Below are 2301 nucleotides of genomic sequence, written 5' to 3'. Positions count from 1 at the left end.
CTCGAATAATTGATTTTGACACATCTATTATCAATATTGACGAAAAAGAAACTATAGCAAAATTTGAGATTAAGGCACCTGTAGGCCATAAGCGCAGAGAAATAATAAGAGCTGTAGCGTTAGATAAAGCCGATGACAAATCAGAACAAAATATTGAGAATATTGTTAAGCAAGTGGATCGAATTATTAAAACACAACTTAACATCATTCCGCCAGAGCCATACTACATTATTCAAATGGCAGAAAACTTTATGAATCATGTAGGTGAAGCTATATATAAAAGCACTAATGCCTTTAGTAAAGTTTTTGAAGCAAATCTAACTAATAAGATTGATGATGCACTAAAAACTAATACTAAGAATAGAAATATTACAGTTGATCTTATGTATGTAATATTTAGAAAAATAGCCTATTACATTCATTTTAATAAAGCATATCCTGTAAAAAGATGTGAGATTGGAAAAATAATTAAAGAATATAATGCTGAATATGGGAATAATCTTGAAACTGAAGACATAATCAACATTGCAAAAACTGCAAAAATTATATCAGATACTGAAGAAAGTCGTGAAGAATACAGATTTAGAAACAAAAGTATTCTGGCATATTTTGTTGCAAAAGAGATCGTTGCGAGAAAAGATGTTGCTGGCTTGGAAGATGTAATAAATAAGGCTTGTATAAACATTTGTACAGATATCCTTTTATTCGTTATATATCTAACTGATGAGACTTCAATATTAAGTCAAATAATGTCTTCTATTAATAGAACAGTAGTCGAAGATACATCGTGGGATGAATTCAGTATACCTAATAAGGTTCCTATGTTCATTAAAACTTCCAATCAACTATCTGTTAATACAAAATCAATTAATAAAAAAGAAGAAAAGAAACAAATTGAAAGATCGGAAGAAACAGTAGAGGAATCAATGGTAAAAGAGTTCAAAATAAGGGATATATATGATTGGGATGACTCTATTATTGACGAGTATAATAATAAATTGTTCCGAATGATGTCCTTACTTCAAATTATCGCAAAATCCCTTCCTTGCTTTGAACATCTTTTGAAAAAAGATAAAAAGAGTGAACTGATTCGCTTATTGTATACGCTACCAAACAGGATATTTATGTTTTGGTGCAACTTTATTGAGAAACACTACGAAGACATCATAAAAGAATTAAAAACACATCCATATTTTACAACAAAGAAACCTCAAATGAGAGAAAGTGACATTGATCTAAAAGTGAGGTCATCATTTGCACTATATTCAATGGATTTACTATTGAACCTTTACTATATTCCCGTTTTGAATGCTGCCGGAAAAAACACTGTACAATTTTTGAACAGCGTTGAATTCTTCGACTATAGAGAAAACCCAACCTATCAATTAGAACATCTGATGTTTGTGGAGCAAATACAAGATTCAAATGAATTTGTATCATCTGCATTGGCTTTACAGAAAGATTATAACGAAAAAGTTTCTTCGTATCTTTTACAATGCATTGTTCGTCATGGGCTTATAACACGTAATGATACACGTGAAAATACAGACAGACTGGAAAGCAAATTCTTTCCTAAAGCAAAGAAGCCCCTTCTAATTGAAAGGGCTAAAGATAAATATTCAAAAAAGTAGTAACGTGCAAGTCCTGCCCTTGCTGGTCGTTATTCACTGGGTAAACGACCTATTCCCAAGTGAATTGAATGCATATCATCTCGCTACGCTGACGTTACTACATTATAAGTATACTCTATTGGTTGTGATTTTATTCATATAGTACTTGTTTTTCAAAAAACGGCTGCACCCGAAGGCACAGCCGTTTATCCTCAAATATAAACCATACACTCAAACACAGCTTCTCTCGCCATGTAGACGAAGCAGTTCTCCAGACCGAGTATCTTCTCGGCATCACCGCTGAGGACAGCTTTCTTATAGCAACTGTCGGTCTGCTTCCAATGCTCCACCTGACGGAAGATAGCTTCACTGACTTTTAGTTTCATATCATCAAGGTACTGAATGATCTTACCCTCGTTGACGAGCCTGCGAAGCCTATCGGGGCATTTGCTGTCAGAATAATGAAGATGATACCTGATGAAGTCGGTGTGGTAGGTCTTGCTCTCCTCGGTCTGCGTATCGGCATTGAAGTGAGTGACGGTCACGGTATTGGTATCAAGTCTCCACAACGGAACGTATTTCTTTTTCAGCTGATTGTATGCGGTCTGTTCGCTCTTGTATCTGCTCATACCGTCCACCTCACTTAATTGGCTTTATCATTTCAAGGACGAGTTGTGCGCCGACCTTGAAG

General features: G+C 34.9%; 2 protein-coding genes. One reads left to right on the top strand and one right to left on the bottom strand.

All coding sequences use genetic code 11. From position 1 onward, the window contains the following. On the top strand, window positions 1-1631 hold a 1631-nt coding region (locus QVO88_RS08190), incomplete at its 5' end, for a hypothetical protein (RefSeq protein ID WP_288177908.1). Between the two features lie 191 nt (window positions 1632-1822). On the opposite strand, the gene QVO88_RS08185 is transcribed toward QVO88_RS08190, so the two are convergent. Then, a complete protein-coding gene (locus QVO88_RS08185; protein WP_022288007.1) occupies window positions 1823-2239 on the bottom strand; it encodes a hypothetical protein in 417 nt (138 codons plus the stop codon). Window positions 2240-2301 lie beyond the last annotated feature (62 nt).

It is taken from the genome of Ruminococcus sp. CAG:57 (genome assembly GCF_000435935.1).
Lineage (GTDB): Bacteria > Bacillota > Clostridia > Oscillospirales > Ruminococcaceae > Hominimerdicola > Hominimerdicola aceti.
Note: the sequence above shows the minus strand (reverse complement) of the source record. Positions and strands in the feature narration are given on the sequence as shown.